The organism is Wolbachia endosymbiont strain TRS of Brugia malayi, from assembly GCF_000008385.1.
GTDB lineage: Bacteria > Pseudomonadota > Alphaproteobacteria > Rickettsiales > Anaplasmataceae > Wolbachia.
This window is the reverse complement of sequence record NC_006833.1, coordinates 109,869-128,404: the sequence shown is the minus strand read 5'-3', so window position 1 is coordinate 128,404 and position 18,536 is coordinate 109,869. Positions and strand designations below refer to the sequence as shown.

The following is an 18,536-nucleotide window of genomic DNA, read 5'->3' as shown; positions in this document are numbered from 1 at the left end:
GCACTATAAATTGTAAACTTGTTTATGATGAAAAGATCTATTGTTTTTGATGCATTACTAATCTTATGTATTAGCTTTTTTCCTATTCATGCTAATGAAAGTTGTTCAAATGATGGACAGTTTGTGGAAAATTTAATGCTTGCAGATGAATCTACATGCCACAAATCTAGAAAATATAATGGAAGAGAGGTTATATCAGTAAAGGATAAAAAACTTGATTTTTATGTTAGCGCTAATAGCGGTAAAATATACTCTGATAACTCAGAAACATTTGTGAATGGTATAAAAGCAATTGGAGAAAGAGTTCCTACTTTAGTTGAGAGCCGTTATGGTACTATAATAAAAAATATGGTAGCAGATGAGATTGAAAGCGTAAAAAAGTTTGATGATGAAATTGATTTCCAGTGGCTTAACAGTATATCTTTAGGCTACTATGCTGGAGAAAACGGCCGTATTGATTTCGAAACCATGTATTCTAAGGTCAACATTAAAAATGGCAATTCTTTTCCGATATTTGATAGATCAGCTGGTATATTTGCATTTTTGTTAAACTTTTACTATAATCCCAGTATTCAAGATACACAAATTGCTCCTTACGTCGGCCTTGGTATAGGACCAACGGTTTTTAGATTAAGAAAGATCAATGGGTCACCTCAAAACTCGATGCCACTGAACGTTCCTTGGTTTGCTTATCAAGTAAAGCTTGGTGTTAGTTACTCGATAATCCCAGAAATTAAAACCTTCCTCGGCTACCGTTATTTTAGCATTCCGATACCTATTGCAGATGACATATCAACCCATAACATTGAAATTGGCTTAATATTTAATTTTTAGTAACGATTCAATGTATATACAAGTCTTATTATCTTTATTTATCCAACAAATTAAATGTTGGCACAATTGTTGCTTTTAAAAAGATGACAGTTTCTACTGTTCTCATGTTGTCTGCTAGTCTCTTTGACTTCTGACTTAATGCGGCTTTAAAGCTTTGCTTATCTTCTCTATGCTCTATAAGTCCACCAATTACCATAACTTCACCACTCTTGATCTTTAACATAGAGTTCATTTCTCTAATTTCAACAATTGGAATATTGCTATTCAATTTTGTTCTACTCTGCTGTGCGATGTACTCTATATTTGGATCTTTAGTGTAGCCGTTAATTCTTGATAAAGTTGGGTGTATATTCATGAATATTTCACTAGTATCAGTATTAATGCTTGGATGAACTATTAACACGACACCTATTGGCACGCTATTCATTTTGGTCACTAAGATCTGATTTGAATTTTTAGTATTTTTTTGTATGTCATAAGTAAAATAAATGTGATTTTTAGTGAATGAAATCATTTCCTGCTAATTATTTATGGCATGTACTCTGGGGCTTGAAATTATAGTTGAAGTGCCAAATTTGTCTAAACTTTTCACTAAATTCCCTAGGTCACTTGCACCGAAATTTACCGCAAGATCAATAATAGAATTATCTTGATTCACCACAGGTTTATTTACATTGCATAAATCATTTAAGTTAATACCAGAAAGGTATTTGTCGTCTAACACAACCTCAACTATCTTTGCCTCTATCATCACTTGAGAAGATGCCAATTGTTTAACCTTATTAATATATTCTTCAACAGCTTTATGGATACTTTTTCTAGCATTTAAAATAATAACACCTGTTTCTCTGTTGGATGAAAGAAATTCCTTATTATCCACCCCGTTAATGTCCATTATTGCATTAAGACCTTTTTCCAATGAATTCCACAAATCACTGCTATATTGAGACTTTATAACACTATTGCAATCTTCATCAGCGTTGCCTCTATTGCCGCTAGTAATATTGTTATTAACAATAAAACTACTCTGAGCAGAATGTTGAATATTGATGAAATCTACGTAGTAGTTTTGTGCGTATGGTAAATCCTGCTCAATTTTAATCACACCATTACTTGTTGAATAACGCAGTTTAGCGCTATCAGCTATACTCTGGATTACTTCATTTATATTTTTATCTTTTAGCTTTAAAATAATATTACCTGATATTTTGGGGTTTATATCCAAGTTAATATCAGAGAGTTTTCCTATCTCAATCAGCAAATCCTTTACTGACACTTCTTCACTAACATTAATAGAAATAAGTTGACTGCTGACTGTAAGATCAGGAAACTCTACAGGCAAAGGCACAATTTCTGGTACTGCTGGTCCGTTGCCTTCTGAAAGAGAGATTTCATTTTTACATTGCTCTACCGAACAGCCGTGTTCACTTATATCATGATGATCTTCACCTTCTATTTCAGTAAGGCTTTTATCATATCCTTGAGTAGGTAGGCATACACAAAAAATGATAAAAAGAAGCATCAAGCATTTTAAAATAGCCATTAGAAAAAGCATACAAAACCATTCTAATAGGTTTCTATAAAAATATTAAAAATGTATTTAATTTTGTTTTCATCAGGCAGCAGCAACGCTAAATACTAAAACTTGTGGTCTTAGCTTTCTTAAAACTTGTCCGTTTTTGTTCAAGCTAAATTGTCTTTTCACTATTATTAATCTTTTCTAGCATTAATTCAGCAGCTTTTTGTTCAGCAACCTTTTTACTAGAAGCACATGCAAAAACTTTACCATAATTCTCTATGCAAATTGATATAGTGAATTCAGGACTATGTGCTGGTCCAGTTTGTTTCATAAGCTCATACTCTGGTAAGGGTAACTTATTTTTCTGAGTCCACTCTTGCAGTGAAGTTTTAGGATCTTGAGGGAGACTGAGCATGCCTTTGGCCCGCTCTTCCCAATGCTTGGTAACAAATTTTTTAACATTTGCGAATCCGCCATCAATGTAAATTGCACCTATTAGTGCTTCAAGTGCATTTTCTAAATTCTTTAGGTTACGTTTTCCTCCATTGCAACGTTCACTGTTATTCATGATAATAAAGTTACCCAACTTTATTTCTTTAGCAACATTAGCAATGGTATTACCACAAACTAAATCCGTTTTTCTTCTTGCCAACGCCCCTTCTTTTTCTTTAGGAAATAATCTAAACAGTATAGCAGATACAATCATATTCAAAATACTATCGCCTAAAAATTCTAGCCTTTCGTAATTTTCAATTTGATTTTTACTATTTCTTTTATTTAAGCTTGGATGAGTTAATGCTTCCTCTAATATCGCATCATTTTTAAATCTATAGTTAATGATCTTAGATATAGTGTCGTTCAAGTCTTCCATGCTTGTTGCTTTAAAAGGAGTATCACCCATCATATCTTTATACCAAAAAATTAGTTTTATTCTATTAAAACAAGCTTCTAGAATCTACAATCACAACCCACTGCCTCACCAATATTACTCAGTCCATCTTTCCTCACTAACTCTGCAAGTTCCAGATTAATTTTATTCACAGCTCGAGGTCCGTGATATATGAGAGCAGTGTATAATTGCACTAAAGATGCCCCTGCCTTTATTTTTTTATATGCATCGGCACCACTTGAAATGCCTCCACACCCTATCAATAATATCTTGCCTTGAGTAAGTTTGTATATGTCACTCAATAACTCTGTTGAAAGCTTAAACAATGGTCTGCCACTTAATCCACCACTTTCATTATGGTGAGAATGTAAGTTATCTCGACTGACTGTAGTGTTGCTTATTGTCAAGCCATCAATTTTATACTCTAACGCAAGCCCAGCAATATCTTCCTTTGTCTGCTGATCTATATCTGGAGAAATTTTTAACATTATTGGAACAGATTCGGAATTATCAATTGATTTTCTGGTTAGGGTTATGGATTTTAACAACTCTGATAATTCTTGCCTATTGTGCAGATTGCGTAAATTAGGTGTGTTCGGAGACGAGATGTTTAGCACTATATAACTACTTTTCCCATACACCATCTTTATTAAGTCAATGTAATCACTGACTTGGTCCTTCGATGCACTATTTTTCCCTATATTTATACCTAAAATACAGTCATCAAGCTTGGTTTCACTTATTTGCTTTAAAAAATAGTCTATTCCCTTGTTATTGAATCCCAATCTATTTATTACTCCTTGATCTTCAATTAACCGAAAAATTCTCGGTTTTGCGTTTCCATATTGAGGATGCTTAGTTACAGTACCAGCTTCAATAAACCCAAAACCAAATGAAAGCATGGACCTGATAACTTCTGCATTTTTGTCAAAACCTGCAGCAAGACCTACAGGACTCCTAAATTTATTATTAAAGCAGTTCACACTTAAAGATTCTGGTAGTTCTATAGGTTTTCTATAAGAGATCCTTTTCAACATCATGATCGCTAAGGAGTGAGCAATTTCAGGCGGCAGCAAAAACAGTAAATTACGTAGTATCATTTTTGTAAAACACTCTACTTACTCTTAGCTTATTTTCTACCACAAAATGCAGAGTATAACCATAACTTTAAAAGAAGACATTTTCGTTGATTCTACTTATGAATCATAGATAAACTCTCTTCATGAAATTTATTATTGTTATTATTTTATCCTTATTTACTTATGGTTCATTTGCTCAACAAATAGACCATATTGAATTATTCGAGAACATAATCAAAAAATAGAAAAGGAGTATGTCTGGCCCATTAATCAAAAAACTCTTGTTTTGAATATGCAATAGATGAAATATTTTCTAAACTAGATTCATATTCTTACTATTTTGATAGTGAAGAATTCAAGACAATGCAACTTCAAATAAATACTGTTTCAAATAAGATTATAGACAATATAGTCTACATTAAAATTTCTGAATTTAATGAAAACTCTGACAATCATTTCAGAAAGCAATGGTTCAACATTAAAGAAAATAACAGTACCATAAAAGATATAATTCTAGATTTGAGAGATAATTACGGCTTATTATTTTTTCAAGCAGTATTAATATGCGATAGTTTTTTTGATGGTGGAGAAACAGTTACTGAGGAAAGTAAAGAGAAAAAATATTACAAAGCAAGCAAAGGAGATATATTTTCTGGATTATCTGTAATAGTATTAATTAATGAAAAATCTGCATCTGCATCTGAAATAGTTGCTGCTGCTTTGTAGAATAATAAACGCGCTAAAATTGTTGAGGTGAGATCATATGGCAAGGCTTCTAAACGAACAATTCTTCTACGAAAATGGTAGTGTAATTAGGTAACAAATAAATTATATTATCTTCCTTCTGGTAACCTTATAACAGATGTAATACTGAATATAATAGTTATAAACCAAAACGATAGAAAGAATTATCGATTTATCAAAGGAGTTGAATTTTTAAACTCGTATGTGGCTAAGTAAACTTAGGCTTATCAAACATGCTTAAAGTGTATCTATTCAGGAGTGTAGATAAAAGGCCTACTATGAAGGTTTTAAAAGTCCATTTTTTATCCCAAAAATACTAGAAACCATATTTTTTTTATGTTTAGCCTACCTTATTTTAACACCTGTGTTTGTTTGACGGTTTTTTTTGCTTACACCTCTAAACGGATACTTTTTTCAATATTTTTCTATTAACTTCCTACACAATTGCTGGAATGGGTACTGTGAGATTATAACTGCTACACTTCCCAATTTTTTCTATATTACCCAGTAATCTCAGGATAATTCGCAATAGTTAGTAATTTTTCAGCATTTCTTTCTTCAGCTGTATCACTGAGATTGGACAACCCTGTAATAACCTTGTGGTCATCATAATTAATATTCTATTATGAGCGATTTCTGGCTTGTAATCAATCCCAAATTGGTATTCCTTCTTCAAATAACTTGTGCATAACACTATGTTTTGAATGTGCTGTGATTTATCTAGAATAATTTTAATATCAACGCCACGTTTTTTTGCTTCAACTAGAGAATTAGCCACTTTCTCAAGAGTAAATTTGTATTATTGAACCAAAATGGATTTCTCAGATTGATCTATTGTATTAATTACTTGCTGAGCATAATCTTCTCATGGAGTAAAGTAGACAGTAATTTTTGAATCTAAGAAAGACAACCTCATAATGCACACCATAGATAAATTCAAGTTATATATAGCTACTGAACTTTGTTGCATAGCAACCAAGAAACTTAGTGTGGTTACTGACAAAATTCATTGTAAAATGGCCATTTAACTACTTAAGAAAAAATATGCTATTAAAAATGAAAGCCAGTAGCCACAGCTAATATAACAAATTTCTCAAAGACAGGAGAAATATTTTTTATTTTATTAATTGGGATGGCGGTAGCTAAAAATATTTAAGAAATTTACTAAATAAAAAAAAGGCAAAAAAATCCAAAGTAGCTAGTTACTAACTCTTCATTTTAAAAATTTGACGTTGGGTGATATCTTAAATGCTTTACAAGCGAGCTTCAGCTTTTATAGGCAAGAAGCTAAAAATTTTATTAAAGACATACGGTAACATAGTACACCAAATAAAAGATCTTCTTGTCATTTTAATCTGCGCGACTGGAAAATTATATAAAATAGCTCCAGTTTTGTGGTAAGAAGGCTAGCGAAGCTTGTCAAGTAGTTTTTTAGTCTTGTTTTTTATTGCTACATTTAACCTACTTAGTCGTGCTTGCTTGAAAACTCTCTCTGCCGCACTCCTAAATAGATACTTAAAGTTACTGTCAAATTAAGCAACCTTTACAAGCTATAGAAGAGGCCGGGACCGGAATTGAACCGGTATAAAAGGATTTGCAGTCCTCCGCATAAACCATTCTGCCACCCAGCCGTTTTTTATGTGTAGATATCCATTATATCTTTTAGCATAGATAAAGCTTCTTCTTTCTTTCGTTGAAAAGTGTTACGCCCAATAATTGAACCATTACCCCCACCTTGTTTAATTTCTTTTGCCTCATTATATATATCATTTACTGACTTCGACTCACCACCAGAAAAAACTACTATTCTTTTTCCTGCAAAGCAAGATTTTTTGACATATTCAATCCTTTTGGATAATGACTTAATATTTCCAGCTTCTATTTTTTCTTTTTCCAAGTGGTTAGTTGGAAGTTTTACTTTTATTATATTAGCACCAAGCAAAGCTGCTATATGTGCAGCATAAGCAATAACATCAACTGCCGTCTCACCTTCTTTGGAAATGCCTTCACCACGTGGATAAGACCATAATACAACTGCAAGCCCATAAGACTTAGCTTCAGCAATGATTTTACGAGCTTCTTCTATCATATCAAAACACTTAGCAGAACCAGGATATATAGTAAATCCAACAGCTGTACAGCCCAAACGTAGTGCATCTTTTACAGAAGCAGTGACTGCTTGATCGGAAGTCAAACTTTTTGAATGCAAAGAGTTGGAACTATTAAGTTTCAAAATGTGTGGAAGCATTCCAGCATAAGTTGAAGCACCAGCTTCAATCATACCAAGTGGAGCAGCGTACGCGCTCACTCCTGAATCAATTGCAAGCTGAAAATGATAATGCGGATCATAAGCATGAGGGTTAACTTCGAAGCTCTTTATTGGCCCATGCTCAAATCCTTGGTCTACAGGGAGAATTACTAATTTACCAGTACCACCAAGCTTTCCATGCATGAGAATACGAGTGAGGTTTGCTCTCACCCCAGGATTTTCACTCTCATAGTAGCTTAGGATTTGTCTTACTTTATCACTTATTATCACTATAACTCAAATTGAACTTAAATTATAAATTATAGCAAAGATGAAATTCAACACAAGAATTTTAAGTTATATCGAAGGAAATTTTATCCTTTTGCCTATTCATATAAACCCTTAAATTTCTTCCTTTAATTAGTCGACGGTTCAGTATTTCCTCAGCTAAGTAACTCTTTATCTCCTTTTCAATCAGTCTCTCTATTGGGCGTGCTCCCATTTTCTTACTGTAACCGATTTGCGCAAGATAAGAGTTTACTTTTCCTTCCACTAAGCAGCTTATGCCTTTTTGTGCAAGTTGTTTTTTCAATTCTTGAACGAATTTATCCACAATATGCAAAATCACATCCATATTTAAGTCAGAAAAAGAAATAACCTCATCAAGACGATTACAGAACTCAGGACTAAAAACCTGTTCCATTACTTTTTCGCTATCACTAATATTGAAATTTTTATATCCAAAGCCAATAGAGTTCTTACTGCGTTCAAATACCCCTGCATTGGTTGTCATAATTAAAATTATATTGGAAAAATTAATTTTACGTCCATAAGTGTCTGTAACACAACCATAGTCCATGATTTGTAGTAATATATTGTGAATACCACTGTGAGCTTTTTCAATTTCATCAAGAAGAACAACACTATACTGATTATTAGACACAGATTCTGTAAGTAGTCCACCATGATCGTAACCCACATATCCAGGAGGAGAACCAATTATTCTAGATATAGAATGAGACTCCATATATTCAGACATATCAAAACGTATGAGGTTCATGCCCATACTCTTTGCTAACTGTTTTGCAAGTTCAGTTTTGCCAACACCTGTTGGCCCTGTAAAAAGATAATTTGCTAAGGGTTTATTATAATTTCTCAACCCAGACTTAGCAATTTTAATAGAATTGACAAGGGATTCTATTGCTTGTTCCTGGCCAAAAATAACTTTCTCAAGATTTTCTCTTAGGGCCTTTACTCTTTGCATATCTTCAAGCTCAGACCTACAAGGTACGTTTGTAATTCTAGTGATAGTGTTTTTAATATCTCTACTGTTCACAATTTTGCGTCTGTTTCTCAGTAACTTACAATATGCTCCTGCTTCATCTATAATATCAACTGCTTTATCAGGTAATATTCGTCCGGTAATATACTTATGTGAAAGTTCAGCTGCAGACTTAATGGCATGTTTTGTATAATATACTCCATGATATCCTTCATAGCAGTGCTTTATACCATTTAATATCTTTATTGTCTCATTAACGGAAGACTCTTGCACGTTAATCTTTTGAAACCTTCTTGCTAACGCTTTATCTTTTTCAAAACTACTGCTGTATTCTCTGTATGTGGTTGCACCTATACAACGCAATGTACCTCTTGCAAGTGCAGGCTTCAGCAGATTACCAGCATCAAGAAAACTACTGCTCGTTGAACCAGCTCCAACGATAGTGTGTATTTCGTCAATGAAGAGAATAGCACCTGGCTTTGCCTCAATTGCCTTTATTATAGACTTTATTCTCTCTTCAAAATCACCTCTATAGCGTGTTCCTGCAAGAAGTGATCCTAAATCCAAAGCATAAATTACGCTCGACCTAAGCACATTTGGAACACTGCCTTCGATTACTTTCAATACTAAACCTTCAACTATTGTTGTTTTGCCAACACCTGGGTCCCCAACATATAAAGGGTTATTTTTTCTGCGCCTTAGTAGTATTTCTATAGTGCGGTTTAATTCATAATCACGACCAATAACGCAATCTATTTTTTTACTTCTTGCATAATCATTTAAATTTTTACAATAACTTTGTAGAACTTTTTCATCTTTTAACAACTCACCTTTATTTACTGCAGCAGAAATATCATTATTTTTACCGAGTTTTACCTTACGATTAGTAGTGTATTCATCTATATTACTGGAGTATTTCATATTAGATATATGATAAATTAAATTGGAATCATTCGCGTTTTACCTCTACAATAAATCTTCAATGTAGAAATTTTGTTCAGACAAAATTTCTACTAGAATATTTACTCCACTTATTTTCTTTTTTCCTAAGCTATGAGCACGTATTATGGCTCTATGTATTAGGCATAGAAATAGCGAATTAGGCCCAACTCCATTGATAGTCAATTCAGAATTGTCTTGTAAAAAAACTTTTATATCACTACTATAGCCATATAGAATGCTATCTATATTGATGATTTTATCAGCCCTAATATTACACCTTGATAAAACGTAGTTTACATCCACATCTTTAGTTAATGCAAGTAATAAATGCTCTACTTTTGCATATTTAAGATTAAAATCAGAGGCAATCAATAATACTCTATTTAAACTTGCCTCTAAATTCTTAGAAATCATCTTCTACTCTCTTTGCAAATGGGAACTTATATAGTTAGTAGTGTACAATTATTAAAAAAATTAAAATCCAGCAGTCTGTTATAGCTGAAAGCCCTGTGTATGGAGCTTATTGTAAAGAAATTGGTGTGTAAATACAGCATTACAAACCAAGTTTAGATTAAACTTCTTGCAAACCATACAATTTTTGCCTGGCCATCATTTAGGTAAGCCGAAAAAACTACTTGACAAACCTCGCTAGCCCCCTTATCCCGATACTGGAGGTATTAAGTTACCTTCAATCTGTGCAGATTAAAATAATAAAGTGTTATATAGTTAGCATCTTATGTTTAATTTTTTGCACTATATGTACCTTATGTCTTCACAATATTTCTAATTTTTTACCTATATAAGTTGAAACTCGCTTATAAAGCGTTTAGGACAGTATAATATACTAATTTGCAGGATTAGAGAGTAAATACTATCACCATAATATATCTTTTGCCTTTTTTTTGCCTAGTAAATTTCTAAAACATTTATGACTAAAGGTTAGTTGCAATAAAAAACAACTAAGTCGCGATTACTAAGTATTTAAAACATAAAAAAACGCTAGTGTTTTTAAATAGATATTAACTAGGGCTTCTTTTGTCTTTTTCTTACTTGGTGGATTTCTTAAATATTTGTAGCTGAAAATTTACTGACAACAGCTGCTTGTTAGCGGAATCTAGAGATACCACAAATGAATCGTGATATGACGAACTGTACCAGCTTCACGTGCTGGAATGACGCCTTTGTTGCGTGAGTTATCTCACAAAATAAATGTTCATACAGCTGTGGTTGTGACGTGTAAGTATAGAAGCATATTAACTTACCTGCATACTGCGATTTCGCACGTTATTTTAATACATAGGCCCAAATTAAAATAATTATGCAAAACCCTATTTTATGCTTCAAGATGAATAACTTGAATGAAATATAATTTATCTAGTCATTTCATTTGAAGGATTACCTAGTGGAATATAGGGCAAATTACCCATACATGTTTCTAATATCTCCTTTCTTGTATCACTATCCAGCTTGTTGTTAAACCTCTGACACTTTTCCTTAAGAGCTAAGCATGTGGCTATAATATGCCTTACTATTTCAGGCGATAATTTAGGTAATTCATACTAATCTTTTCTTGCTCTTCTTTAGAAAAATTACCAAGATTTTCCCTAGCCATTTCAGAAGATCCCAGAGTAATTGCCTCTTTTGTCATTTACTGACCTCCTGTCGATCTAGTGTGATAACTACTAATGGATGTAAACCAGACAAAGACTTAAACAGTTTATTGTATGTCCCACCGGCACAACCTTGACCTTGATCACCATAAGTTGTTGCTGCATCTATTAAACCTCTTAACAAACATATTCTTCCTATCTTTTACATTTTCATCACTTAAAGGAACTCCTTGTTCTGCTATTCTTGTGTCTCTATCGTTGTAGGCTTTTCAATACAAAATATCTGCTTGCTTTAGCGTTAACTTACTACAATTGTCTTGAAATTTATCTTCTATTCTATTGATAAATCCCAAGCATTTTAGTGCATGAGACTTTTCTTCTGCTTTAAATTCATTTGACTGTTTAATGTATCCTTCAATGTTAGTTGTATTTTCTCTATTTAACTGTGTATAGAATCCATCCTTGCTTAGATTTTCTCCATACTTCTCTATTAGTTTATTAACACTTAAATTTACACTAGCAACTGCACTTAGATCATAGGTAGTTTGTGTAATAAAAGGAAGGGTATCAACTAACCTGTATATGATAAGCTGCCTTTCTTCTTCTGGAGCTTCTTGCATTAAGTCGTTAAATCGCCATATTTCTTTAACGAGAGTCCAGTTCAGCAACCACAAGAACAATGCAGGCAATGCTAAAAACACATAGAAAGGAATAATGCATATGATTAAAACAGTTTTTAATATTACCCTAATGACATTTTTTGACCAGGCTGATAATTTTGCTTCATTTTCTTCCTGTTTTAAAAAATAATTTGCTAACCTTAATATAAAAAGAACTATATAAGAAGAAAAAGTAGAGGAATTATACTTACTAGCAAAATTATATTGATAGATTTTTTGATTTCACCAGTATTGTTATAAGCGTTTCATATTTTTCCATTATGGTATTTGCTCTATTTATCCTATTTTGCTGTTGATCATTATTTTCGCCTATTAACATATTACACATCTATTTTAATATTAGTATATCATACTACAAAAGCATGGCAATAAGAAATCTATAAATCACTATGGCTTTCCGCGATTTACTGATTATTTTATAAAAAACCTTATACTTTTTGCCTTGGAGATACTACTTTTTGACTCTCTACTTCACTGAGAATGTTATCTGTTTTTTTTGCAGCAACTTTTTGAACGCCTTTTATAACAGAATATACCACTAGTGCCAAACTGAGGGTTATAATAGCTAGCGTAATTACTGTACTATCTATTTCTAAACTTCTCTTTGCTCTATTTTCTTTTAGAAATTGAACCATACTTTGACCGTTTTTCTGTATTGTAAGACCTAAAAAAGTAAGCCCTTTTTCATTCTTTATATTAATGTTTGCCCTCTAGCTTAAAAGAAGCTCCATTTTTTCTATATTACCTTCTTTCAATGCACGAAGTAAGCGGCTCTCGCCGTCTACCCTATTCTCAATGTCTGCTCCATATGATTTCAATACTTCAATAGCTTTCTTGTTCCCACTATTGAGTGCAATGTCCAAAGCACCTATTCCAATTTTATTTTTATAGTTGATAAAATTCTCCAATTGATCCCTACCAAAACTTTCTATAATGTTGTTCGATGACAAGCCTTATTACTTTCCCAGGACAATTATTAGCAGCAAGAAAAAGTGCTATATTGTTGTTATTACCTTTACTTTGCCATATCTGCTTTGAGTTCGTTTATCAGATACTCGATAACTTCTATTCTGCTGTCATTTTCTACTTCAGTATATTGCCTAACAGCTAAAGTATAGAGTTATGCACCCATTATTTTATCTACATTTCCTTATCAACTAAGGCTTGTATTATTCCTCTATTCCCGTATAAAACAGCAAGGTGAAGAGGGGTATGTCCTTCAGTACTTTCTTTCTCACTAATTATTGCACCATTGTTGCTTAGTCATTCTATAAACTCCAGCGTATTTACAAAGATTGCAAGGTGTATTGGTGTTAAATCATCTTTACCATGATTTTTAGTTTTTGCATTAACGTTTGCTCCATTTTCTATTAGCAACTTCACTATCTCTAGCTGTTTACACCCGATTCCAATATGAAGTAGCGTACAATTACGTTCATCCTTACTATTAACGTTTACACTGTACTTTACCAGTGGTTTTGTAACTTTGACATTGCCCTCCCAAATTGCAACATATAAAGGGGTATGCCCATCTTGACCACGGGCATTAAGGGTTACTTCTAAATCAACTAATTTCTTAATTAACTCTCCAGTTACCTATAATTGCATAGTTTTACCTAGTTTCGCCATTCCTTCTCCCTTCCTATAATATCAGAAAGTAAACCTGACATATAGTTAGAATCTCTAAGTTACTCTGAACTTAGCTCTATTTCTTTGCACTCCTATTCTAAGAAAATACTCTTCTGTTTCCTCTATAATATAAAATTGTGAACATGTTAATTCTTATTAATTCTTATATTATTAAGAATTACTATTAAGTTTTTATTAATATAATATTAATAATAATTAAGATTTTAATTAGATGAAAGTATCTATACTTGAAATGAGCCTGATACAATAAAGTGTTGTTTAAATTACACAAAACAACCTTGTCATATCATACAATTGAGTTGGTAAAAGCTATATTATTTCCTTGCAGCATTAAGTGTATGTTTTGAGCTATTCTTTCTACTAAGGGAATAACATCATCAAGATTGGAAAATTTTGATAATACGTAATCTGCTAGACTTCTTTGACTGTCAGATCTGCCTATCCCAAATCTCAAGCGCCAATAATCGTTACCAATAGAACTATCTATAGATTTAAGTCCATTATGTCCAGCAGAACCACCACCCTTCTTTATTTTTATTCTGCCAGGTTCTAGATCAGCATCATCATGTATAACAATGACGTTATCTAGCGAAAATTTGTAAAAGTTTCGTATTCTTGCAACAGGAATGCCTGAATTATTCATAAACGAATAAGGCTTCATTAACATAATTTTATTATCATTAATTACGCTAGAGGTTATCAGGCAATCTGCTTTCTTAGAGAAAGACTGAAAATTCCAATGCTTGCAAATTGCATCAACAATGATAAAACCAATGTTGTGATAAGTCAGCTCATATTGACTACCGGGGTTACCAAGCCCAACTATCAGATGCACTATTCCTCTGTTGTTTCCACCTGAGACTCCTCAACGCCACTATCAGCAGCAGAAATTGTGACAACGGTAAAGTTTTCTTCTTCGTGCGCTGCAAGTTTAACACCTCCTGGCAATTTTACATCACTTATATGTACAGACTGGCCAATCATTTTACCCGATAAATCTACTTCTATAGCCTGAGGTATTTTGTCAGGAGAACATTTAACAGTGATAGAGCGACATAAAACGTTGAGTACTCCGCCCAGTTTGATTCCTGGAGATTTGCTTTCATTCACAAATGATAGAGGTATGTCTATTTTAATTTCACTACCTTTATCAACAAATTGAAAATCAACATGCTGTATAGTATCTTTTACTACATGCCATTGAATATCACGAACGAGGGCATATTCCTTTTTGCCTGAAATATCAAGTTCTATCACATGTGCAGAAAGGAAACCTAACTTATATTGCTTCGTGAATTCCTTTGCAGACAATGTTAAATTCACATTATTATGCCCTTTACCATATACAACTGCAGGTATGTTCCCTTTCTTTCTTAGAGAACGTATTGCTTTTGTTTTTGTTACATCACGCAATTCTGCGTTAATTGTTATCATTTCTTGTTGCGTCATTGATTACTCCTATTCAGCCAATCCTTTTAGGATGATTTAGTAATAATATAACACAAAAATATTTATTTCAAACTTCATTCTTTTGTATTGAGTAAGAAAGCAAACTAGAATTCTCTCAAAACTTGCTTCTGAAAGCAAGTATGGGAGCATACAATACTGCTCCCAAAGACTTACGCCTTATTGTTTTTCTTGGACATCTAACTATTAATAATTTTATTATATTATATAGTATAGTAAGTATTATTAGAAATTTTATGAGCATAGATAAAAAATTAAAAATTTTACCTAACAAAGTGCTAATTATTGTAACGTTGGTTCCAAAAGACACCGAAAAAATGTTGCAGGATGACAAGAATAGCAAATTCATTATGTTAATATATTAATTAAATATAAATAAGGAACTAGCAAAGATAGAGATATTTTTTCGGTTATAAACGGACCAGGGTTTAAATCAGGCCAAATCAAGGAATTGATGGATAAATTTAAAGGGGTAGATGAGAATAAATGTCATTGATCTATATGCCCTTGAATATGACTCTTATTGGAAAGAAATTGATCAAGGGTGAAAGATAGGTGGAAAGGATATAATAAGCATTCAAGATTATTTTCATGATATGCACAGTAAGAAGTCTGAGGGAAGGATATATTTTGCAATTGAGGTTGACATCTTTAGGTATATTGCAACTTATTATATGCTATGTGAGCAAAAAGGATCTCAAACGGAAGAAGGAGTAGTTCATAATGATAAATATAAAGAACAGAGAAAAAAACTTTATGGAAAAGATGAGGAACAAAAAGGCAATAGGAAGTGATATAACACTACCTAAATGGGGTTTTAGCTAATAAAAATGGCAATGATATAATTGCTATTATAGATTCGCTTATATTAAAAAGATCTGTGATAAGTATAAGCAGAATATACTTAATCAGAACGAAATAAAAGCAAGATTTGAAGAAGCTAGGGAAAGAAAAGATCGAAGACTAATCTAAGCTAGACCTGATAAAGACACAATGTGTATAGTATTCTATTTTAAGCCTGATAAATCTTATCTCTTCGAACAGAACATCGCTTAACTTACTTTTAACTGTGAATTAAGAGATATGTTTCAATCATGTGATGTTAATTTTATTAAAAATGGAAGTGAGTACCTTATCCAGGGACAGGAAATCGATAATCAAAGAGTTGGTCATAATGACGTTTCTTGATATAAAGATCTTTATATTTTGTAAATAGTCAATTTAATAATAATTTAAACATTTGAAATGTAAAATTATAGTATATTAATTAGCTAGGGGATGAAAATGGTAAAAGGAATTTTATGCGATTGGTTAGGTGTAACAGAATTGCAGGAAAGTCAAAAAATCGATGCTGAACAGTTTCAAAGGATATTCAGTGCATTAAAAAAATGGCAAGAAGCTCAAAAGGTTAACACTGAGCAGTTTGAAAAGGTATTTAGTGCATTAGAGGAAAAGATCGGCACTGAGCAGTTTCAAAGTATGCAGGAGTACTTAAATGGCTTGCAGAAGAAATTTACAGGTTTGGAAGAAAAAGCGGGAACACTCATAGAAACAGTAGGAGAACAAGAAAAAATAATGTTGACTTGTTGTATCATAGCAAGTGTTATTACATTAGCGGCGATTAGTTTTATTACATTTTGTATCTATCAGGGAGTTAAAAGTGGAAGGGAGAGACAAAGGAGCTTGTCAGATATATCAGCACAAAACTTGATGAATCAAACACACCAGGCACAAAACTTTATGTAGATGTTAGCTAGTACTGCAAAACCACTGAACGGGACGTTAATGACAGTAAACTAAATAATACTCTTCTTGAGAAGGTGTTGCATAATTGTAACACCTTCTTACAGGTTAAATCTTTATTCCAAATTCGACTACGTGAGAGAATTTTTGAAATCATTATAATCTGCAACCAGCAAAGAGGCTTGTTCTTGAAGAAAGCGGAGATCAATACCAAAACTCATCTGACAAGAGAAAGAGAAACCAAAATACTCAATTTCTCTTCTCTCAAGCGGTAGATAAACATTTGTATAATCGTTATATGATTACAAAGTTCAATTTCTTCCATGCCAGGATATTTGATAGACGCAGTATCAGAAACACCCATATTATAAGTGATAGAGAGTGATATCTATGTACTCAATTCTGTGATGGTAATGGAGTTCTATAAGAAGTCCACTTTTTTTCCTTCTGTAAAAGAGTACCCAGGAAGTGATAACATCATATACGCAGCTAAAATTTTAATGTTGTCTGTATAGTGATAGCCGGTGCGATGGCCTACGTATTTTTCACTGCCAGAGTAATAAGACAATAAAGTGTAGTAAGATCCATCTTTAATCCAATTAACTCCAAAACACGGTTATACTGAAGAAAAGTTAGACAATACAACTAAAATAAATAATCTTCTCACCTTGAACTTAAGGTATCAATCTATATTAAATAACATATAAAAGTTAAAAGATAATTAAAGAACAAGAGGTAATGTTCAAAGAAGTATATTAAACCACATTTTTTAATTCAACTCGATTTTTAATCCACCAAAGAAAAAGATATCAAGTTGAAATATAGTTAAACTCAATTAGGTATAGCTATAGTCCAATCTTACTCTGCCTTCTTTATAGCATAATATACCTGTTTGTACAAGGCATTTGTGCCGTAAATGAATCCTTGACTTTAGTAAATTTTTTGATCTGTCTGTGCAATCTCTCAATAGGATTTATGGTATAAATCAACTTCCTTACTAGACCAGAATACTTGAAATAATTAGATAAATTTTCTCAATTATTTTGCCAAGACTTCACAACTAACGGGTACTTTTCTCCCCATTTCTCTTCTAGCTTAAGCAAATAATTCTCGTGATTTCTCCACCTGAAGCCTGATATACTTTTTTAGATCATTCATGGAAATCTTCACATCTTTGCTCGATACATATTTCAGTGAATTTCTTATCCGATGTACTGCACATAACTGTACTTCTGCGTTAGGAAATACGCTACTCATGGCTGTAGAAAAGCTTTTTAGACCATCAAAACACAAGCTATTAGAATATCCTCTACACCTCTCTCTTTATTAGGTCATTTAGTACTCCCAACCGGAAGCTAGCTTCTTGCTTTCAGCCAAATAAAAGCCCAAAACTTCTTTTCTGCCATTTTGGTCTATTCCTAATATGTTGTACACACATTTACTCACGCAATGTTCATCCTCCTTGACCTCAAAAAATAGGCCATCTATAAACACTATTGGATATATAGATTGTAGTGGACAACTACGCTATTCATTGATTATAGGTAATAATTTGTCAGTAATACTGATACCTCCGCTGCAGATATTTTGCGATCATACCAATTTCCTCTACATGCAATGCTATATCTCTGTACCTCATGCTACTGGCGTATGTACTTAAGACCTTTGCTTCAAGTTCTGGATACAGGCTTGTTTGACTTTTTGAGGTTCAAAGCTTTTCTCTCTATCTATTGGTGTTAACAGCTCAAATGAACCTGCACTTGTCCGTAAAGTCTTTGAATTTTCCCATTCTTTCGATTGTTCTCTTCACTTTCAGAGGATAAGTGATTTTTTATTTCACCTTCCAGGC

The 18,536-nt window shown here is 32.8% G+C and carries 19 protein-coding genes, 1 tRNA gene and 2 pseudogenes; 5 read left to right on the top strand and 17 right to left on the bottom strand.

Annotated elements, in window-relative coordinates; genetic code table 11:
- The first annotated feature begins 24 nt into the window (after window positions 1–24).
- Entirely contained in the window at window positions 25–834 is an 810-nt protein-coding gene (locus WBM_RS00600) for a P44/Msp2 family outer membrane protein (protein ID WP_011256302.1), read from the top strand.
- On the opposite strand, the pseudogene WBM_RS00595 reads toward WBM_RS00600, so the two are convergent.
- The 3 genes and pseudogenes from WBM_RS00595 to WBM_RS00585 form a co-directional block, all read right to left on the bottom strand.
- Window positions 817–2,377: pseudogene (locus tag WBM_RS00595) on the bottom strand (type II secretion system protein GspD). The gene WBM_RS00600 and the pseudogene WBM_RS00595 overlap by 18 nt on opposite strands.
- Window positions 2,378–2,522: 145 nt before the next feature.
- Window positions 2,523–3,224, bottom strand: coding sequence for a ribonuclease III (gene rnc / locus WBM_RS00590; RefSeq protein ID WP_041571533.1), 702 nt, complete (start codon window positions 3,222–3,224; stop codon window positions 2,523–2,525).
- 77 nt (window positions 3,225–3,301) lie between these two features.
- Window positions 3,302–4,342 (bottom strand): quinone-dependent dihydroorotate dehydrogenase, encoded by a 1,041-nt coding sequence (locus WBM_RS00585; protein WP_011256300.1) that lies wholly within the window; start codon window positions 4,340–4,342, stop codon window positions 3,302–3,304.
- A gap of 342 nt (window positions 4,343–4,684) precedes the next feature.
- Here WBM_RS00585 and WBM_RS00580 point away from each other — a divergent pair, with 342 nt between their 5' ends.
- Entirely contained in the window at window positions 4,685–5,047 is a 363-nt protein-coding gene (locus tag WBM_RS00580) for a S41 family peptidase (RefSeq protein WP_050707655.1), read from the top strand.
- 550 nt (window positions 5,048–5,597) lie between these two features.
- Here WBM_RS00580 and WBM_RS06800 read toward each other — a convergent pair.
- The 13 genes from WBM_RS06800 to WBM_RS00535 all read right to left on the bottom strand — a co-directional run bounded on the left by WBM_RS06800 (window position 5,598) and on the right by WBM_RS00535 (window position 14,926).
- The gene (locus WBM_RS06800) at window positions 5,598–5,843 is read right to left on the bottom strand and encodes a hypothetical protein (RefSeq protein WP_338062950.1); all 246 of its coding nucleotides are present in this window, start codon (window positions 5,841–5,843) and stop codon (window positions 5,598–5,600) included.
- Window positions 5,844–6,624: 781 nt separating this feature from the next.
- Window positions 6,625–6,696 (bottom strand) — tRNA-Cys (locus tag WBM_RS00570).
- A gap of 5 nt (window positions 6,697–6,701) precedes the next feature.
- Entirely contained in the window at window positions 6,702–7,598 is an 897-nt protein-coding gene (locus WBM_RS00565; RefSeq protein WP_041571532.1) for a class I fructose-bisphosphate aldolase, read from the bottom strand.
- Between the two features lie 67 nt (window positions 7,599–7,665).
- Window positions 7,666–9,516 carry an AAA family ATPase gene (locus WBM_RS00560; protein WP_410543182.1) on the bottom strand — a complete coding sequence of 617 codons (1,851 nt, stop codon included), beginning with the start codon at window positions 9,514–9,516 and terminating at the stop codon, window positions 7,666–7,668.
- A 45-nt stretch (window positions 9,517–9,561) separates the two neighbouring features.
- Window positions 9,562–9,951 (bottom strand): hypothetical protein, encoded by a 390-nt coding sequence (locus WBM_RS06910; RefSeq protein ID WP_410543181.1) that lies wholly within the window; start codon window positions 9,949–9,951, stop codon window positions 9,562–9,564.
- Between the two features lie 1,230 nt (window positions 9,952–11,181).
- Window positions 11,182–11,331, bottom strand: coding sequence for a hypothetical protein (locus WBM_RS06065; RefSeq protein ID WP_225416138.1), 150 nt, complete (start codon window positions 11,329–11,331; stop codon window positions 11,182–11,184).
- Window positions 11,332–11,416: 85 nt separating this feature from the next.
- Window positions 11,417–11,767, bottom strand: coding sequence for a hypothetical protein (locus WBM_RS06060; RefSeq protein WP_225416137.1), 351 nt, complete (start codon window positions 11,765–11,767; stop codon window positions 11,417–11,419).
- A gap of 488 nt (window positions 11,768–12,255) precedes the next feature.
- Complete coding sequence (locus WBM_RS00550; RefSeq protein ID WP_011256297.1) at window positions 12,256–12,462, bottom strand: hypothetical protein; 207 nt, start codon at window positions 12,460–12,462, stop codon at window positions 12,256–12,258.
- A gap of 75 nt (window positions 12,463–12,537) precedes the next feature.
- Window positions 12,538–12,777, bottom strand: coding sequence for an ankyrin repeat domain-containing protein (locus tag WBM_RS06055; RefSeq protein ID WP_011256296.1), 240 nt, complete (start codon window positions 12,775–12,777; stop codon window positions 12,538–12,540).
- 190 nt (window positions 12,778–12,967) lie between these two features.
- Window positions 12,968–13,069: an ankyrin repeat domain-containing protein gene (locus WBM_RS06050; RefSeq protein WP_225416151.1), complete on the bottom strand. Its 102-nt coding sequence runs from the start codon at window positions 13,067–13,069 to the stop codon at window positions 12,968–12,970.
- Window positions 13,070–13,090: 21 nt separating this feature from the next.
- Window positions 13,091–13,408: an ankyrin repeat domain-containing protein gene (locus WBM_RS06045; RefSeq protein ID WP_225416150.1), complete on the bottom strand. Its 318-nt coding sequence runs from the start codon at window positions 13,406–13,408 to the stop codon at window positions 13,091–13,093.
- 355 nt (window positions 13,409–13,763) lie between these two features.
- Entirely contained in the window at window positions 13,764–14,312 is a 549-nt protein-coding gene (pth, locus tag WBM_RS00540) for an aminoacyl-tRNA hydrolase (protein ID WP_011256295.1), read from the bottom strand.
- Entirely contained in the window at window positions 14,312–14,926 is a 615-nt protein-coding gene (locus WBM_RS00535) for a 50S ribosomal protein L25/general stress protein Ctc (protein ID WP_011256294.1), read from the bottom strand. The genes pth and WBM_RS00535 overlap by 1 nt, the downstream gene beginning before the upstream one ends.
- Before the next feature lie 140 nt (window positions 14,927–15,066).
- Here WBM_RS00535 and WBM_RS00530 point away from each other — a divergent pair, with 140 nt between their 5' ends.
- From WBM_RS00530 to WBM_RS00520, 3 genes are all read left to right on the top strand, one after another.
- Window positions 15,067–15,309, top strand: a complete 243-nt coding sequence (locus tag WBM_RS00530; RefSeq protein ID WP_011256293.1) for a hypothetical protein — start codon at window positions 15,067–15,069, stop codon at window positions 15,307–15,309.
- Between the two features lie 231 nt (window positions 15,310–15,540).
- The gene (locus WBM_RS00525; protein WP_011256292.1) at window positions 15,541–15,738 is read left to right on the top strand and encodes a hypothetical protein; all 198 of its coding nucleotides are present in this window, start codon (window positions 15,541–15,543) and stop codon (window positions 15,736–15,738) included.
- A gap of 490 nt (window positions 15,739–16,228) precedes the next feature.
- Window positions 16,229–16,690, top strand: a complete 462-nt coding sequence (locus WBM_RS00520) for a hypothetical protein (RefSeq protein ID WP_083750426.1) — start codon at window positions 16,229–16,231, stop codon at window positions 16,688–16,690.
- A 1,092-nt stretch (window positions 16,691–17,782) separates the two neighbouring features.
- Here WBM_RS00520 and WBM_RS06905 read toward each other — a convergent pair.
- Window positions 17,783–18,181, bottom strand: a pseudogene (locus WBM_RS06905) (transposase).
- Between the last annotated feature and the right edge of the window lie 355 nt (window positions 18,182–18,536).